Annotated in this window: 17 protein-coding genes; 4 read left to right on the top strand and 13 right to left on the bottom strand. The window is 52.9% G+C overall.

All coding sequences use genetic code 11. The features are described 5' to 3' along the window. Positions 1–6 precede the first annotated feature (6 nt). Together ABD931_RS19905 and ABD931_RS19900 are read left to right on the top strand one after the other, a co-directional pair. Positions 7–552, top strand: a complete 546-nt coding sequence (locus ABD931_RS19905; protein WP_345269667.1) for a 3'-5' exonuclease — start codon at positions 7–9, stop codon at positions 550–552. Between the two features lie 46 nt (positions 553–598). Further along, on the top strand, positions 599–1,732 hold the full coding sequence (locus ABD931_RS19900; RefSeq protein WP_345269666.1) for a Gfo/Idh/MocA family protein: 1,134 nt from the start codon (positions 599–601) through the stop codon (positions 1,730–1,732). Positions 1,733–1,764: 32 nt separating this feature from the next. Here ABD931_RS19900 and ABD931_RS19895 read toward each other — a convergent pair whose 3' ends face one another. The 7 genes from ABD931_RS19895 to lipB form a co-directional block, all read right to left on the bottom strand. Beyond that, positions 1,765–2,823 carry an MlaD family protein gene (locus ABD931_RS19895; protein WP_345269665.1) on the bottom strand — a complete coding sequence of 353 codons (1,059 nt, stop codon included), beginning with the start codon at positions 2,821–2,823 and terminating at the stop codon, positions 1,765–1,767. 2 nt (positions 2,824–2,825) lie between these two features. Then, a complete protein-coding gene (locus tag ABD931_RS19890) occupies positions 2,826–3,602 on the bottom strand; it encodes an ABC transporter ATP-binding protein (RefSeq protein ID WP_345269663.1) in 777 nt (258 codons plus the stop codon). Between the two features lie 8 nt (positions 3,603–3,610). Next, positions 3,611–4,348, bottom strand: a complete 738-nt coding sequence (locus ABD931_RS19885; protein WP_370469342.1) for an MlaE family ABC transporter permease — start codon at positions 4,346–4,348, stop codon at positions 3,611–3,613. A 300-nt stretch (positions 4,349–4,648) separates the two neighbouring features. Then, positions 4,649–7,024 (bottom strand): ribonuclease R, encoded by a 2,376-nt coding sequence (gene rnr, locus ABD931_RS19880; protein ID WP_345269661.1) that lies wholly within the window; start codon positions 7,022–7,024, stop codon positions 4,649–4,651. 25 nt (positions 7,025–7,049) lie between these two features. Next, positions 7,050–7,787, bottom strand: a complete 738-nt coding sequence (locus tag ABD931_RS19875; RefSeq protein WP_345269660.1) for a 3'-5' exonuclease — start codon at positions 7,785–7,787, stop codon at positions 7,050–7,052. A gap of 24 nt (positions 7,788–7,811) precedes the next feature. Then, on the bottom strand, positions 7,812–8,216 hold the full coding sequence (locus ABD931_RS19870; protein WP_345269658.1) for a hypothetical protein: 405 nt from the start codon (positions 8,214–8,216) through the stop codon (positions 7,812–7,814). A gap of 69 nt (positions 8,217–8,285) precedes the next feature. Continuing rightward, positions 8,286–9,029, bottom strand: a complete 744-nt coding sequence (gene lipB / locus ABD931_RS19865; RefSeq protein WP_345269657.1) for a lipoyl(octanoyl) transferase LipB — start codon at positions 9,027–9,029, stop codon at positions 8,286–8,288. A 387-nt stretch (positions 9,030–9,416) separates the two neighbouring features. On the opposite strand from lipB, the gene ABD931_RS19860 reads away from it, so the two are divergent. Further along, positions 9,417–9,770: a YraN family protein gene (locus ABD931_RS19860; protein ID WP_345269656.1), complete on the top strand. Its 354-nt coding sequence runs from the start codon at positions 9,417–9,419 to the stop codon at positions 9,768–9,770. A gap of 12 nt (positions 9,771–9,782) precedes the next feature. Here the strand turns inward: ABD931_RS19860 and ABD931_RS19855 are convergent, their stop codons facing one another. Then, positions 9,783–10,253, bottom strand: a complete 471-nt coding sequence (locus ABD931_RS19855) for a hypothetical protein (protein ID WP_345269654.1) — start codon at positions 10,251–10,253, stop codon at positions 9,783–9,785. 192 nt (positions 10,254–10,445) lie between these two features. Between ABD931_RS19855 and ABD931_RS19850 the strand changes: the two genes are divergently transcribed. Next, a complete protein-coding gene (locus ABD931_RS19850; RefSeq protein ID WP_345269653.1) occupies positions 10,446–12,011 on the top strand; it encodes a S41 family peptidase in 1,566 nt (521 codons plus the stop codon). 28 nt (positions 12,012–12,039) lie between these two features. Here ABD931_RS19850 and ABD931_RS19845 read toward each other — a convergent pair whose 3' ends face one another. The 5 genes from ABD931_RS19845 to ABD931_RS19825 form a co-directional block, all read right to left on the bottom strand. Next, a complete protein-coding gene (locus ABD931_RS19845; protein WP_345269652.1) occupies positions 12,040–13,179 on the bottom strand; it encodes a 2-isopropylmalate synthase in 1,140 nt (379 codons plus the stop codon). A gap of 74 nt (positions 13,180–13,253) precedes the next feature. Next, the gene (gene leuB, locus ABD931_RS19840) at positions 13,254–14,324 is read right to left on the bottom strand and encodes a 3-isopropylmalate dehydrogenase (RefSeq protein WP_345269651.1); all 1,071 of its coding nucleotides are present in this window, start codon (positions 14,322–14,324) and stop codon (positions 13,254–13,256) included. Between the two features lie 70 nt (positions 14,325–14,394). Beyond that, positions 14,395–14,988, bottom strand: a complete 594-nt coding sequence (gene leuD, locus ABD931_RS19835) for a 3-isopropylmalate dehydratase small subunit (protein WP_345269650.1) — start codon at positions 14,986–14,988, stop codon at positions 14,395–14,397. After that, a complete protein-coding gene (locus tag ABD931_RS19830; protein WP_345269648.1) occupies positions 14,966–15,316 on the bottom strand; it encodes a HepT-like ribonuclease domain-containing protein in 351 nt (116 codons plus the stop codon). Before ABD931_RS19830 ends, leuD begins: the two co-directional genes overlap by 23 nt. Further along, on the bottom strand, positions 15,313–15,591 hold the full coding sequence (locus ABD931_RS19825; RefSeq protein WP_345269647.1) for a nucleotidyltransferase family protein: 279 nt from the start codon (positions 15,589–15,591) through the stop codon (positions 15,313–15,315). The genes ABD931_RS19830 and ABD931_RS19825 overlap by 4 nt, the downstream gene beginning before the upstream one ends. Between the last annotated feature and the right edge of the window lie 3 nt (positions 15,592–15,594).

The raw sequence follows: 15,594 nt of genomic DNA, 5'->3' as shown, positions 1-15,594 counted from the left end.
TTAGGCGTGTATTGCATTGTCGACGTTGAAACGACCGGTGGGGTGAAAGGGCCCTCCCGGCTTACCGAGATAGCCCTGATCCGCCACGATGGCCGGCAGGTGGTGGATTTGTTCCACACTTTGCTGAATCCCGGCTGCCTGATTCCTCCGTTTATCTGCCGCCTGACCGGCATTACCAATGCTATGGTGCAGAATGCCCCCACATTTGATACCGTGGCTCCGGAGGTGCAGCGTATAACGCAGGATGCCATTTTTGTGGCTCATAATGTTGGTTTTGATTTTGGTTTTCTGCGAAAGGAACTGAACTGGGCCGGTCACGAATTTTTGCGCCGTACCCTCTGCACCGTCAAACTGAGCCGTAAGATTTTTCCGGGATTGCCCTCCTATAGTCTGGGAAACCTGTGCCAGTCGCTTAGTATACCGGTTTCAGACCGGCACCGGGCGTATGGCGATGCGGCTGCTACCGTGCAGTTGTTTGAACTACTGCTCCAAAACGACCGCCGGGGGCTGATTCCGCGTCCCTGGCCGGCACCTACCTTACTGACTTCTTAACATAGTACTGCCTGCGCCGGTTGTCTTTCTAAACAGACAGAATGTTATGGAGAGCAACCCGCGTGAATTTGGTTTAGGCGTTATCGGCATGGGCGGTTTTGGCCTGTTTGCCACTCAGCATTTTCTACAGGTACCCCACACCCGGCTGGTGGCCATTGCCGGTACGCACCGCGAAGCCGCTCAGGCTGCGGCCCGGCGCTTCGGTGCCGAACAGCGGGAGCATCTGGACGATCTGGTCAATCATCCGAAGGTCGACATTATCTACATTGCTACGCCCCCCTTTTTGCACTACGAGCAGGCCATGCGCTGCCTGGAGGCCAACAAGCACGTCATCTGCGAAAAGCCCCTGGCTACCAACGCCGAACACGGTAAAGAAATGCTTGAAACTGCCCGGCAGAGAGGGCTGCTTATGATCACCAATCTGATGCAGCGCTACAATCCTATGTACGAGCGCATCCGATACCTGATTGAGAAAAAGCTGCTGGGCGATATGTTGCACGGCTATTTTGAGAACTACGCGGCCGATGAGGGCCTCTCCGCCGATCACTGGTTCTGGGACCGGTCGAAGAGCGGGGGCATTTTTGTGGAGCATGGCGTTCATTTCTTCGATATGTTTGCCGGCTGGCTCGGCGAGGGGCAGGTCCGATCCGCTCAGGCCGTCAAACGACCTGGCACTGATAGTGAAGACCAGGTAAACTGCACCGTGCAGTACGGCGATGTGTTGGTCAACTACTACCACGGCTTTACGCAGCCGGGGCAGATGGACCGGCAGGAAATGCGGCTGCTGTTTGAACGCGGAGACATTACGCTCTACGAATGGGTACCCACCCGGCTGGTGCTGCGCGGCCTGGTAGACGAGAGCACGACCCGCGCTCTGATGGACTTGTTTCCGGGGGCCCGGCTCGATATAACCAGTAGTTTCGGCGGAGCGCAGCGGGCTATGCGGGGCCGCCATAAGGCCATTGATGCCTACCAGCAGATCCAGCTCAGCTACGGCTACGACGAGCAGAAAATGCACCTTTACGGCGAAATCCTCCGGCTGATGTTTCGTGAGCAGTTATCGGCTATTCAGTATCCGGAAACGCACCGGAAAATCACCGAACAAAACGGCTACCAATCGCTGCTGACCGCGCTCGAAGCCGACCGATTGGCGCAGGAGCATTCGTTTTCCGGATCGTGAACGGGGCCTGGTCAGGCAAAAGCCGCTCTTGCTTACTTCTGCACCCCCATTGTATCTACAGTTTGCTGCACGGCCGTCTGGGTAGCGGGGCGGGTGCGGTTTTTCTCCTGTTGTTCCTGTTCTTTCGCTCTTTTTCTAAAGAAACCTCTGAACAGGAAATTATGCTGGAGGGCTTCCATATTTTCGTCCAGCTTCTGGGTACTGCTCTCCATGTTTCGTATCGTGCCTTTCAAACTACGGGCTGTGGATTCGTCGGTAAGAAGGACACCCAGGGGCGAATTGGGGTTGTCTATCTTCCGGTTTACCTTCTCGGTCGTCTGCTCCAGGTTGTTGGCCATGGTAACGGCCGTTGAGGTGGCCTGCTGAATCTGATTGGCCGACGTCCGCAAACGGGCCATAATGGCCGTATCGGTAACCAGGTCATTGGCCAGTGTACCCCGGGTATTCAGCTTGGCGGCATATTGATTGAGCGAGCCGGATACCTGAGCTGCGTTGGTTGATGTCCGCTGCAGGTTAGCTACGGTAGCCCGGACGTTATTCGCCATCACCGAGTCCATCAGGATGGCCCCAATAGTGCCCTTGCCCTGCTTGATTCGGTTCATCAGGCTGGTAAAGTCGGTGGTTACCTTCAGCAGGTTCTGGTTGTTTTCCTGTAGCGTCTCCATAATCTGGTCGGCGCTGAGAGCTGCCTCGGTCTGGAGCCGGTCACCGTCTTCAATGGTTGGAAAACGGGTAGTGCCGCCCACCAGCATTACCAGTTTGTTGCCGATAAAGCCTTCCGAACTGATGGTCGCCTTGGCATCTTTCCGGATAAAATGGGCCGATTTCTCCTCAATGTTCATACCCACTTCGACCTGCGAGTTACCGATGAACCGCAGGGTGCGGACGGTGCCGATTTTTACACCGGAGAACCAGACATTGTTCCCGACCTTCAAACCGGAAACGTCATCGAAGGTGGCTGTGACCTGAATGTTTTTGGTGAATCGTTTCTGTTGTCCACCTAACACAAGAATACCTACTACCAATATGGCTATGCCGAGAATAACAAAAATCCCGACGGTTACTGATCGTTTATTATCTGATGCGCTCATCTTTATGTCACAAAGTTGTAATTGTAAAAAGCCTGTACCCGCTCATCATCCGACTCAAATACTTCCTCAAAGGTGCCCTGCCGTTCAAACCGGCCGTCGAGTAGCATGGCTATCCGGTTACCAACCATTTTGGCGCAGGTAAGATCATGGGTAATAACAATAGAAGTGCTGTGGTGTTTTTCCTGCACCTCATTTATCAGGTTGTTTATATCAATGGATGTAATCGGGTCGAGTCCGGCCGTCGGCTCGTCGTACAGCATGATCTCCGGTTTGAGAATCAGCGTCCGGGCAATGCCGATCCGTTTCCGCTGCCCCCCCGACAGTTCAGACGGCATCTGGTTAATGGTCTGACCTAGCCCGACGTCTTCCAGGGCTTCTTCAACGGCCCGGTCAATCTCCTGCCGGCTCAGGTTCCGGACATTGCGAACCAGCGGAAACTCCAGGTTCTCCCGAATGGTCATACTATCGTACAAGGCACTGTTCTGAAACGAAAAGCCAACCTTTAGCCGAAGCTGATCCAGTTCTTTTGTTGAAAGCTGCGCCACATCCTGCCCCAGCACAGTCACTATTCCCGCATCCGGCTTCAGTAAGCCGGCAATGATTTTAATGAGCACCGATTTTCCCGTACCCGAACGCCCCAGCACGACCAGGTTTTCGCCCTTGTATACATCCAGGTCTACATCCCGCAGCACGTGCAGATCACCGAAGGATTTGTACAATCCCCGGATGCTGATAATAGCCTCCTGCCGGTTAATATGGTTACTTTTCTTGTCTTCCATGATGTTTCTTACATGGACCGTATGGCGTTTACAATCTGGAGCGACAGCAGCTCTTCGATAAACACCAGGAACATCGACGTTACTACCGATGCATTGGCTGCTTTACCGACGCCCTCCGTGCCTTTCGACGAATTATAGCCTTTATAACAACCAACCATGCCGATGGTAAAGCCAAAGACAAAGGCTTTGATGACCGACGCAAACACATCCAGAAAGGTAATGGCGCTAAAGACCTGTTCGATATACGAGACAAAGCTGGTTTGCTCATTCGTATTTACATTGATGAAGGCACCCATTAGCGCCACAAACATCGTATATAGCGTTAACGTCGGAATCATAAAGGTAGTCGCCAGCACCCGGCTAACAACCAGAAATTTATACGGGTTAGTCGCCGAAACTTCCATGGCATCGATCTGTTCGGTCACTTTCATAGAACCCAGCTCGGCACCCATGTTGGAGCCAACTCGGCCGGCGGCAATCAGCGCCGTCACTAATGGGGCCAGCGCCCGCACAATGGCAATGGCAATCAGGGCCGGTAGCCACGATACCGCACCAAATTCGGACAGCGACGGGCGCGACTGGTTGGTAAAGACAATACCGGTAATAAAGCCGGTGAGCGAAATCAGCGGCAGCGACTGAACGCCTACTTCGTAGCACTGCTTGACAATTTCTTTGAATTCATAGGGAGGAACAAAGACCTCCCTGAAGAACCGGACGATGAACCGGAATACATCGTTCATCTCCATGAACAACCTGTCCAGTCTTCGGGATATGACGTATTTCCGGGGCTCCGCTTCCCCGGTTTTTACATGATTGGTGTCCATTCAGGATGCTTTCTAATGCTTTGCGTTGCTGCGAACGCGGCTATGAATCAGGAAAATCGATCAGTCTGTTATATCAGCACATGACAGACAATCCTATTAACTCAAATTGTTATGACACGGTTAATTTTATTAGAAAAACCTTTTTAAAGCGAAAGAGTGAATGAGCGAAAAGCCGGCGAAGCTAATCACTCATTCACTCATTCACTCTTTCGCTCTTTGATTTCAGGCCCGCTGCCGCTTCCGGCCACCGCGCCGGTTTTCTCCCTTGGGGGCTGTGCCTTCTTTGCGCCGGCCACTGCTGCCACTACGCGAGCGCTTCGACTGGCCGTTGCTGCTGTCGCTGTCCCGGCGGCTCTTGCGGCCCCGTTCGGAGCCGGGTAACAGGTGCTTGGCGTGATCGTCGACCAGCCAGAAATCGATGCTCCGGCGGCCCAGGTTGGTTTCTTTGACTTTTACCGTAACCGCATCGCCAAACGTGTAGAACTTCTTGGTGCGACGGCCCACCAGCCGGTAGTTGTCCTTGTCAAACTCATAGAAGTCGTCGGTCAGGTCAGTCATGCGCACTAATCCTTCGCAACTGTTTTCGGTAATTTCTACGAAGATGCCGAAGTCGGTGACACCGGATATAATGCCTTCGAATGTGCGGGTCGGGTCCATACGGCTCATGAACTCTACCTGCTTGTATTTAATGGAGGCCCGCTCGGCTTCGGTTGCCATTCGCTCGCGCTCTGAGGAGTGCTTGGACCTGGCTTCATATTCTGCCCGGTCGGCCGACTTCCCTTTGTCCAGGTAGTGTTGCAGCAGCCGGTGCGCCATCATATCGGGGTAGCGCCGGATGGGCGAGGTAAAGTGCGAATACCGCCGGAAGGCCAGACCAAAATGGCCGAGGTCTTCGGTACTGTATCGCGCTTTTGCCATTGTCCGGACGGCCAGTTGCTGCAGCATATTCTGCTCCGGCTTGCCTTCCAGGTCTTCAATCATGCCGTTCAGCGAACCCGACAAATGCTCTCCATCGACCTTAATCTTATACCCGAAGCGCTTCACGAATTCGGAAAATACCTGCAGTTTGGCTTCGTCGGGGCTTTCGTGTACCCGGTACACCATCGTGTTGGGTTCGGTGCCTTTGGAGAGGCCATGCACAAATTCCGCTACCTGCTTGTTGGCCAGCAGCATGAATTCTTCAATCAGCTTGTGGGCATCTTTCCGGACTTTCGGGTGTACCGACAGTGGTACGCCGTTTTCGTCCAGCTTGAAGCGCACCTCTACCGTTTCAAAATTGATAGCACCTTTGCGGAATCGTTCGTCGCGCAGCTTATAGGCTAAGCTGTTGAGCAATTGAAACTCCTCAACGTAATCACCCACGCCCGTGTCCATAATCTCCTGCGCTTCTTCGTAAGCGAACCGGCGGTCGGAGTGAATGACGGTGCGGCCGAACCACTCTTTCACAATTTTGGCTTCCGGCGTCAGCTCAAACACCGCCGAAAACGTAAGCTTATCCTCGTGCGGCCGCAGCGAACACAGGTTGTTCGATAATTTTTCGGGCAGCATCGGCACCACGCGGTCTACCAGGTAAACGGATGTAGCCCGCTTGTAGGCTTCTTCTTCCAGCAGCGTACCCGGCTTTACGTAATGCGTTACGTCGGCGATGTGTACCCCAATTTCGTAGTTGCCATTCTCCAGCATCTGCACCGACAGCGCATCGTCGAAGTCCTTGGCATCAATCGGATCAATAGTAAACGTGGTTACCTCACGGAAGTCCCGGCGCTTTGCCAGGTCTTTCTTACTGATTTTGGTCGGAATAGCTTCGGCCTCCTTCTCTATCGCTTCGGGGAAGGTAATGGGCAGGCCAAATTCCGCCAGAATGGCGTGCATCTCGGTGTTGTTCTGACCCGCAGGCCCAAGTACCGTAATAACTTCGCCTTCGAAGCGGTTTTTGCGCTCATCCGGAAACTTGGTGAGCCGGACAATGACCTTGTCACCATCTTTGGCACCACCCAATTTCTCTTTGGCAATGTGGATGTCTTCGTACAGCTTCTTGCTGTCGGGCACCACAAACCCGTACGTAGCCCACACCTGAATACGGCCGACCACTTCCGTGCGGCCCCGCTCCACAATCTCGGTTACCCGGCCTTCGACCCGCCGGCCCCGGTTGCCGGAGTCGCTGAAGGTCATTACCCGCACCCGGTCGCCGTCAATGGCACCGGCCAGTTCTTCTGTCGGTACGTAGATATCGGTTTCCCGGTCACCGTCGGGCGTCACCACAAAGGCAAATTTCTGGTTCACGTGGTCAACAATACCCTCGGTGGTGCCGGCTTCTTCGTTGGCCCGGTAGCTGCCATCGTCCAGCCGGGTCAGCCGGCCTTCCTCCACCAGTTCGCCAATCAGGCCGTGGAGGATAAGTTTCATTTTGCGATCGTTTACGTCGAAATGCTCCAGCACGTCGGCCTGGGTAAACGAATCCTCGTTGTTTATTTCAAAAAAAGCCGCCACGTCGCCCTTTAGCTCGTCCAGAAAGCTATTGGCAGACTGTACCGCCGGGTTCTCGCGTTGGGGTTTCTGACTATGTTTTTCTCTTGGTTTGTTTCGGTTATTTCTCATGGTATGTGCCCTATTTCGGGCTTTCTCAATCTGTGTAAATGATGTGGTTTTCTTCTAATAAAGGCGCTCCGGTCATGCGCAGGTACACTTGGGTCAGCATAACGATGGAGTCCTGCGTGTACTGCCGGATACGACCCATGTCGTTTTCGCGGTAGTACACTAAACTGACTTGCTCTTCGGTCAGGTCGAGCGGTTTGGCCGGTACATCCAGGATGGCCGCCAGCAGGTCGAGCGGCACAAAATGGCTCCGCTCGCCAAAGCGCCAGTTCTCAAGGGTATCCTGATGCGGCACCTCCCACGGCTTGCGGCCCGACAGTTGCAGGGTCTGTGGCAGCTTAAAGCCGTGGACCATCATCCGGCGGCACAGGAACGGAAAGTCAAACTCTTTGCCGTTATGGGCGCACAGCACCAGGTCGTTCGGTGGGTACCGATTGATAATGTGGATAAACTCCCGCAGCAGCGAAAGTTCATTATCGTGGTCGAGGATTTTTACTTTGAGGTGAAGTTGTTCTTCGTCGTTCCAGTATAGTCCACCAATTCCGACGCAGACAATCCGGCCAAATTCGGCGTAGTATGAAGCCCGGCGGTTGTACCATTCGGCCGGCGTTAAGCCCTCATTGTCGCGGTAGTAGCTGATTTTCTGCTCCCACTGCCGTTGCATACGCGGGTCGACCTGCTCGAAGGCGGCTTCGCCGGCTATCGTCTTTACGTCGATAAACAGCAGGTTTTTAAACTTTTTCTTGGCACTGGCAGAGGCTTGCATAGGGAATGGATTAAGGAGACGCGCTTACTCGTGCAAAATCCCCTCCAATCCTAACGCGGCAATCCGTACCAGGTTTTGCTCGGTGATGCTGTCCGGTACGAATATAAATTTTTTGTCGAAAACCTGGTCACCGATAAAGTAACTCACCCAGTATTCATTATTCAGGTGGAACACATCAGGCATGATGGTTTCTACGATCTGATGCTCCCCCGGCTGCAATTCCGTAAAATAATGCCGCAGGGTAGAGGTCTTCTGCTGCCGGTCTTCGTGATAGCCATACCCTTTCGAGGTCACGAACACATTAGTAATCCTGACGTCGTTCTGGTTAAGCAGAAACACCCGCCAGTCATATTCATTTATATCGTTTAGTTGCCGGGCTACCACGACTTGTACCCCTTCAACCGGCAAAAAATTAATGTCTTTCTTCATTCAGTATCGTGTATGCTGAGGTAAAAACGAGCCAACGTACCTCAGTTTGGTTCATTCAACAGTAAACTACTAAACGGCCCCGACATTACCAAACGCCGGCAGGCTCATTCCGAACAAGTCTGCCATATGCCGGCGTATCCGGCCCGCTACTTCGGGCAACGCTATTTCCCGGCCTGTTTCCTGCGCCAGTGAGGTAACGGCTTTATCGCTGATGCCGCAGGGCACAATATGACCGAAATAGCTCAGGTCGGTATTCACGTTCAGGGCAAATCCGTGCATGGTCACCCAGCGACTGGCTTTTACGCCCATGGCGCAGATTTTGCGCGGGTTCTGCTGCTGCTGCTGGTAATCCAGCCAGACGCCCGTCAGGCCCGGAATGCGGCCGGCGTCGAGACCATATTCGGCTAAGGTTCGGATGATGGTCTCTTCCAGTAAACGCATATACCGGTGGATATCCGTAAAAAAATTATCCAGATCCAGAATCGGGTAGCCGACCAACTGCCCCGGCCCATGGTAGGTAATGTCGCCACCCCGGTTGATTTTGTAATAGGTAGCACCTATCGTCCGCAGAAAATCGTTGTTGGCCAGCAGGTGACTTTCTTTCCCGCTCTTGCCCAGCGTGTATACATGCGGGTGCTCACAGAACAGTAAATAATTGGGGGTCGGTTGCTGCTGGTCGTCCGGCACCCCGCGATTACTCAGCTTTTTGGCGACAATTTCGGCAAACAACTGTTCCTGATAATCCCAGGCGGCCCGGTAGTCGATGGTCCCTAATTCCTGAACCAGAACCTGTTTATTACAGCAAGCATTCATGTCTCTACGGCGAAAACACCGGCCGCTCAATATGGAGCCGCCCGTTGGATAACACGAAAAACAGAGGTATTCGTTCGGTACCGGCTCACCTCGTAACGCGACAGTTTAAAAGCATGGAGATGTCGATTTTAAGAATATGTTATCTACCTCAAATGAAGAATTCTCCACAATGCGTACTACGTCCTGTAAAACCGGATGTAAGGTATACACCGGGTAAGTACCTACAGGATAATCTGGCTTCAGCTAAACCAGGTAGTATCCTACTCAGAGCCCGGGTTAAAGCCAGAATGTTAAAACAAAAAGCCGCAACGGAGAAAACCCGGCGGTTTATTGGGTATCCGGTAATTTATGGGTTTGACCGCAGGCAGGCTCGAACGTCTCAACCACATGGCAGAACATAATGAGACCGGCAAGCAGGGCGAGGAGGAAGCCGCCCGCTACCTGCAACAGAAAGGCTATGACGTAGTAGCCCGCAATTTCCGCTACCAGCACGCAGAGATTGACCTTGTCGCCAGAAAAGGGAAGCTGCTGATTTTTGTGGAAGTGAAAACCCGCCGGAACCTGAGCTTTGGTAATCCCGAAGAGTTTGTTTCCTCAACCAAAGCCCGGTTGGTGATGCGGGTAGCCGAACACTACATCTTCACCAAAGACTGGCGGTACGATGTCCGGTTCGATATATTGGCCATTACCTTAAAAGACGATGACGTGCTGGTCAAGCATATTGAGGATGCTTTTTGGTAGCGTAGACCGGGCTTAAACCGGAGTATAACTCCGGTCTACATGCAGGTCCGGCAGTTCAATCATCTCCAGCAGTTGCTCTTCCAGCAAATCGGCCCAGGCACGAAGGTATACCACCACATCGTCGCGCTGGTTGTGTTTCAAAAAGCGCTTTTCGAGTGGGAAGCGGGACAGGATTTGTTTGTCTGACAGCTTCTCCAGGTTTTTCAGGTCTTCCAGCGACAGGCCGGCATTGACCATCTCGCTGATGACCACGTCGATGGGCATCCGGCTGGTAGGGCAGTAATCCTGTACCTGCTCGTTCCAGTCGCCGTAGCGCTGCATGGCATAGGCATGAATCTGATCTTTGGTTAACTTCGTCAGCTCCTGGGCGAGATTGCCGCAGTTGCAGCCGCCCATATGGCCCCACTGGTAGGGAGCCCCTTCGGTTAGTTTGCGCGCCGTCCGACGCAGCGCGTCAATTAGTTCGGGATTCGGTCGTGCCATAATTCATTACTTTTGGGTTTTCCGGCGTTGTATAATCAGATTCTCATCCGGGTCATAACCGGTACCCTCATTTTTTAGTTTGTACAAAGGATGATACGTTAACAACTCAACGGTTCGTCTATTGCTTTTGTTTCTCGTTGAAAAAGAGGTACATTAGAGTACAGAAATATAGTGGTTTTTTAGCAGAAAAACATGCGGCTATTTACGTTGCTGATAGGGTTGGCTGTCTGTGTGGCCTTCCGATCTACTGCCCAGCAAAGCGGTAATGGCTACGACCCGTATCAGTTATATTCGGTCGAGCAGCTCCGGCAGGATTTTGCTGTGCTACGCAAGACCCTGGAAGACCGCCATCCCAGCATTTACCGGTACTCGTCCCGCGAGGAGATGAACCGATATTTCGACGACGTGTACTGCCAGTTGCACCGCCCCATGACCGAAACTGCCTTCGGCGATTTGCTCCGTCCACTGATTGTCCAAATCCGGTGCGGCCATACCGACCTACAGGAATCCCTCTCGTACCGGCGCTGGCGCAGCAAGCCAAAACCCGAATGGTTGCCTTTTGATATTATTCTGGCTAATAACCGCCTTTATATCGGTCGTAATCGCAGTACTGATTCAACGCTGGTACCCGGTACTGAGGTGGTGAAGCTGGGGAGTCACCCGGTATCGGAGGTGGTTACGTTTGCTAAAAACCGCTGGCCCTCGGATGGGTACAACGAGACCTTTAAAGATTATTTTCTGGAGCTATATTTTCTGGAGGAGGTCTACTGGAAACATTTCGACGGGCAGTCGCCCTGGACCGTGACGGTTCGGGATACTACCGGTTGCGAACGCATAACAACTATCCAGCGCAAGCCCCGCATAACCGGCAGCGAGCTGAACCCGGTACCGTTCAATGCTAACGTTCCTACCGAAAAACCGGATAAGCTTACCAGGGCTATCCGGAAAATTCGGAAAGTGAGTCCTGGGCCGCAAAAGCTGGATCAGGATGAGGTGAAACAACAACTGATGCGTTCGCTCCAGTTTCCGGCCAGTGACTCGTCTGTAGCCATTCTGATTATCAACGGCTTCAGCTACGAGAAGCATGAATCCTTCCACCGCGATGTATTTCGCACCCTCAAACAGGCACACACCCGCAGCCTGATTATTGACCTGCGGCAGAACATGGGTGGCAATGCCGAAATCGGGGCCGATCTGATGGCGTACCTCATCGATTCAACCTTCCGGCAAGTCGACCGCGCCGAATGCCGGGTACGCAAACCCAATGCCTGGGCCTATTTCGACCGGAAAGAAAAGCGGCTGCTCCGGCAGAACTTCCGCTACCTGGGTAAGGGAAATGGCCGGTACTTGTTCGGAAAGTCGAACGTGGGCTGGATGGAGCCGGCCGATGAATATAAGTTCAAAGGAAACGTATACGTGCTGACAAGCGGCCGGACCTTCTCGGCCGCGTCCATTTTTGCTGCCAGCCTCAAAGCACAACGGCCCGTTAAGGTAATTGGTCAGGAGACGGGCGGGGGCGAAGCGGGGTGCAACGGAGGTATTATTCAAACACTGACGTTGCCGAATACCCGCCTGCGGGTGCGCTTCCCGATTTTCTGGATTGCTACAGCGAGCCAACAGCCGGACCAGGGGAGAGGGGTCATGCCCGATATTCCGGTTACCTACGCCGTATGGGACCGCATCCGCCAGCGTGACCTGGAAGTGGAGCGGGCGCTGAAACTCGCCATGGAGGACCAGGGCGCTACCGTCAGAAAATGAAAAAGCCGGCTGCTAACCGGCTTTTCGCTTATCGAACCAATTCCATCAGATCTTTATCATTCACCTCTTTACGAACATCGGCCAAATCCAGGAAACGCCGGTAGATGCCGTCGAGGGTGGGCTTATCGTACTTGTAACCTAACAACTCCAGCCGGTGCTTCAGGGCATGTCGGCCGCTGCGGGCGGTCAGCACGATAGACGACTTAGGCACTCCGACTTCATGAGGGTTCATAATCTCGTAAGTATCGGCATGCTTCAGAAAGCCGTCCTGGTGAATACCCGACGAGTGGGCAAACGCATTGCGGCCGACGATGGCTTTATTGGCCTGCACCGGCATCCGCATCATCTGCGAAACCAACTGACTAACCGGGAACAGACGGGTACTGTCTACCCCTGTGACGAAGCCCATATCTTTATGCACTTTCATGGCCATGACTATTTCTTCCAGCGACGTATTACCGGCCCGCTCGCCGATACCGTTGATGGTTACCTCTACCTGGCGTGCTCCGTTCATGATACCCGCCAGCGTGTTGGCCGTGGCCAGCCCCAGGTCGTTATGGCAGTGGATAGAGATAATCGCTTTATCGACGTTCGGAACGTGGTCGTAGATGTATTTAATACGCTCGCCGTACTGGTGAGGCAGGCAATAGCCGGTTGTATCCGGAATATTAACTACGGTGGCACCAGCGGCAATAACACGTTCGACTAGCCGGGCCAGGAATTCCAGGTCGGCACGGCCGGCGTCTTCGGCGTAGAACTCTACATCATCTACGAGGTTGCGGGCGTGCTTAACGGCATCAACGGCCTGCTCCAGAATCTGTTCGCGGGTGCTGTTGAACTTATTCCGGATATGAATATCCGACGAGCCAATACCGGTATGGATCCGGCCCCGTTTTGCCTGTTTCAGTGCGTCGGCGGCCGCGTCGATATCGGCTCTGACGGCCCGGGACAGCGCACAGACCGTCGGCTCGGTTACGGCTTTGGAAATTTCTACCACCGACCGGAAGTCGCCCGGACTGGACACGGGAAAGCCGGCTTCGATGATATCGACCCCCAGGCGCTCCAGTTCTTTGGCCACCACAACTTTTTCTTCGGTGGTCAGCTGGCATCCGGGCACTTGCTCGCCGTCGCGCAGGGTCGTGTCGAAAATATAAACTCGCTGGCTCATAGTAGTAGCGTTAGTCGTTCAGTTTGTCTTTAAGATAAGTCAGGTGACGGTAGTAATATGAATTGAAGGCCAGGCTAAAGGCAAGCCAACAGCTGCTCTCCCATTGCCTGAGTACCTAAAACCTTGTCGGCTGGCGTATTGCTATCGGCAATGTCTCGGGTGCGGTAACCGGCTTTTAGCACCTGGTCAACGGCATTCACCACGGCTTCGGCTTCTTCTTTCAACCCAAACGAAATGTCCAGCATCAGAGCCGCCGACAAGACAGAAGCCAGCGGGTTGGCTACACCTTTGCCGGTAATATCATGCGCCGACCCGTGAATGGGCTCATACAGACCGGTTGAGTCACCTACCGACGCCGACGCCAGCATCCCCATGGAACCGGCGATCTGGGAGGCTTCGTCGGTGAGAATGTCGCCGAAGAGGTTACCTGTCACCACCACATCGAACCGGCGCGGGTCTTTGATGAGCAGCATAGCAGCGGCATCAATAAACTGGTGTTCTACCTCCACGTCCGGATAGCGCTTAGCTACTTCCTGAACGACTTCGCGCCATAGCCGCGACGATTCCAGCACGTTGGCTTTATCGACCGAGCAGACTTTCTTCCGGCGCGTCATGGCGGCTTCAAAGGCTTTTACGGCAATGCGCTCAACCTCGTAGCGGCTGTAAATCATGGTGTCGTAGGCGGTACTGCCTTCGTCTTTGCGGCCTCGTTCGCCGAAATACACATCGCCCGTTAGCTCGCGGAAAAATAGGATATCGGCTCCTTTCAGAAACTCCGGCTTGATGCTCGATGCCTGAAGCAGTTCATCAAACAGCTTAATCGGGCGCAGGTTAGCATACAGACCTAATGCTTTCCGGATACCCAGCAGGCCCTGCTCCGGCCGAACCTTAGCCGACGGGTCATTGTCGTACTTCGGGTGGCCAACTGCACCGAACAGAATCGCGTCGGAGGCTTTCGATTTCGCAATGGTTTCTGCCGGCAGCGGATTGCCGGTAGCTTCAATGGCAACGTGGCCAATCAGGGCCTCATCGTACGTAAACTCGTGACCGAATTTCTCCGCAATGCGATTCAGGACCTGCTTACCAACGGCCGTTACTTCCTGACCAATGCCGTCGCCCGCAATAACAACAATGTGCTTTTTCATTTTCCAATTGAGTGAATGAGTGGATGAGTGATTGAGCGAAATTCTCACTCAATCACTCATTCTCTCAATGCTACGCGTGGGTTAAATCAAATTGTTTAATTTCTTCTTTCAGGCTCAGGAGGTAGTCGATGTCATCGTACCCGTTCATCAGACAGGCTTTTTTATAGGGGTTGATGGCAAATGACTCCTTCAGGCCGTTTTCCAGTACTACTTCCTGGTTCTCCAGATCGACGCTTATCTCCGCTTTGGGGTTAGCCTTTATGACGTTGAATACTTCAGCCAGAAATTCGTCGGAGACCTGCACCGGCAGCACGAATGTATTCAGGGCATTATTCTTGAAAATGTCGGCAAAGAAGCTGGATATGATTATCCGAAAGCCATAATCATGAATAGCCCAGGCCGCATGCTCACGGCTGGAGCCCATCCCGAAATTACGGCCCGCTACGAGGATTTTCGCACCGGCGTAGGTAGGGTTGTTCAGGACGAAATCGGCTTTCGGTGTATTGTCGGCATTGTACCGCCAGTCGCGAAACAGGTTATCGCCGAAGCCTTCGCGGGTAGTTGCCTTCAGGAACCGGGCCGGAATAATCTGGTCCGTGTCGATATTTTCAATCGGCAACGGGGATGCGGTTGCTACCAGCTTATGAAATGTTTCTTTGCTCATGTTGCACTCTTTGTAAATTCCGCAATAAAGCAGGCAAATACAGTTTGATGGTGTTGTACACTGTGGATGCTGAAATACCAAAATACTCGTGAGCCAGTTTATTCCGCATGGCTCGCATCAGCCTCCACTCTATTTCTGGATAACGGCTTTTCAGGTCATCGGACAATCGTATCGTTGCTTCTCCAATTATCTCAAACCGACGATAAACCGCATCCTGAATCAACAAACTTTGGCTGAACTCATATTCGGTACTATCGCCAATATGTTGAAATATGATGTCAATAGAATCAATGATGTCCTGTAAGTAAACCTGGTCATCACGAGTCATAGTATTCGAATCTGGCTCGCCAGAACCTGCTCCCGAATTGACGGTTTAATCGCACTGTACTCTACCATATCAATCTTTTTATTAGTAAGCTGTTCAAGCTCCAGTTCCATCCGCAGTATATCAAACATAGTTAGACCATCAGCTTCAATGAGCAAATCAATATCGCTGTGCTCATTTGCTTCGTTGCGGGCGTATGAGCCAAAAATAGCCGCCCGGTGAATGTTCTTTTGAAGCAAATATGCCTGAATGGTTTTCTGAAGCGATTCGTCCTTCATGGC

Source organism: Nibrella viscosa (assembly GCF_039541875.1).
GTDB lineage: Bacteria > Bacteroidota > Bacteroidia > Cytophagales > Spirosomataceae > Nibrella > Nibrella viscosa.
This window is presented reverse-complemented; position numbering and strand designations above follow the sequence as displayed.

What these genes read in the sequence shown, in the direction of transcription:
- leuD (WP_345269650.1), bottom strand. Translation starts at nt 14,988, where the DNA reads ATGAGCAAAGAAACATTTCATAAGCTGGTAGCAACCGCATCCCCGTTG.
- leuB (WP_345269651.1), bottom strand. Translation starts at nt 14,324, where the DNA reads ATGAAAAAGCACATTGTTGTTATTGCGGGCGACGGCATTGGTCAGGAA.
- ABD931_RS19875 (WP_345269660.1), bottom strand. Translation starts at nt 7,787, where the DNA reads ATGCAAGCCTCTGCCAGTGCCAAGAAAAAGTTTAAAAACCTGCTGTTT.
- ABD931_RS19850 (WP_345269653.1), top strand. Translation starts at nt 10,446, where the DNA reads ATGCGGCTATTTACGTTGCTGATAGGGTTGGCTGTCTGTGTGGCCTTC.
- ABD931_RS19885 (WP_370469342.1), bottom strand. Translation starts at nt 4,348, where the DNA reads ATGGAGATGAACGATGTATTCCGGTTCATCGTCCGGTTCTTCAGGGAG.
- rnr (WP_345269661.1), bottom strand. Translation starts at nt 7,024, where the DNA reads ATGAGAAATAACCGAAACAAACCAAGAGAAAAACATAGTCAGAAACCC.
- ABD931_RS19890 (WP_345269663.1), bottom strand. Translation starts at nt 3,602, where the DNA reads ATGGAAGACAAGAAAAGTAACCATATTAACCGGCAGGAGGCTATTATC.
- ABD931_RS19855 (WP_345269654.1), bottom strand. Translation starts at nt 10,253, where the DNA reads ATGGCACGACCGAATCCCGAACTAATTGACGCGCTGCGTCGGACGGCG.
- ABD931_RS19845 (WP_345269652.1), bottom strand. Translation starts at nt 13,179, where the DNA reads ATGAGCCAGCGAGTTTATATTTTCGACACGACCCTGCGCGACGGCGAG.
- ABD931_RS19825 (WP_345269647.1), bottom strand. Translation starts at nt 15,591, where the DNA reads ATGAAGGACGAATCGCTTCAGAAAACCATTCAGGCATATTTGCTTCAA.
- ABD931_RS19895 (WP_345269665.1), bottom strand. Translation starts at nt 2,823, where the DNA reads ATGAGCGCATCAGATAATAAACGATCAGTAACCGTCGGGATTTTTGTT.
- ABD931_RS19830 (WP_345269648.1), bottom strand. Translation starts at nt 15,316, where the DNA reads ATGACTCGTGATGACCAGGTTTACTTACAGGACATCATTGATTCTATT.
- ABD931_RS19870 (WP_345269658.1), bottom strand. Translation starts at nt 8,216, where the DNA reads ATGAAGAAAGACATTAATTTTTTGCCGGTTGAAGGGGTACAAGTCGTG.
- lipB (WP_345269657.1), bottom strand. Translation starts at nt 9,029, where the DNA reads ATGAATGCTTGCTGTAATAAACAGGTTCTGGTTCAGGAATTAGGGACC.
- ABD931_RS19900 (WP_345269666.1), top strand. Translation starts at nt 599, where the DNA reads ATGGAGAGCAACCCGCGTGAATTTGGTTTAGGCGTTATCGGCATGGGC.
- ABD931_RS19860 (WP_345269656.1), top strand. Translation starts at nt 9,417, where the DNA reads ATGGCAGAACATAATGAGACCGGCAAGCAGGGCGAGGAGGAAGCCGCC.